Annotated in this window: 1 protein-coding gene; it reads right to left on the bottom strand. The window is 71.4% G+C overall.

Annotation, left to right across the window (positions count from 1 at the left end):
- On the bottom strand, positions 1-210 hold a 210-nt coding region (locus tag IE94_RS37055; protein WP_037925301.1), incomplete at both ends, for a condensation domain-containing protein.

Below are 210 nucleotides of genomic sequence, written 5' to 3'. Positions count from 1 at the left end.
TCCTGCGATGGGGGTGCCGATGGGGATGTCGGTGCCGGCGCCGTGGCGGTTGAGGAGGATGGCGAGGGCGCTTTGGAGGACCATGAAGAGGCTGGCGTGTTGTTGGCGTGCGAGGTGGGCCAGCTGTTCGTGGAGGTGGGCGGGGATGGTGAAGGTGACGGTGCCGCCCTGGTGGGTGGGCACGGCCGGGCGGGGCCGGTCGGTCGGGAG

The organism is Streptomyces violaceorubidus, assembly GCF_000717995.1.
GTDB lineage: Bacteria > Actinomycetota > Actinomycetes > Streptomycetales > Streptomycetaceae > Streptomyces > Streptomyces violaceorubidus.
The sequence above is the reverse complement of the archived record's forward strand: the minus strand, read 5'-3'. Positions and strand labels throughout refer to the sequence as shown.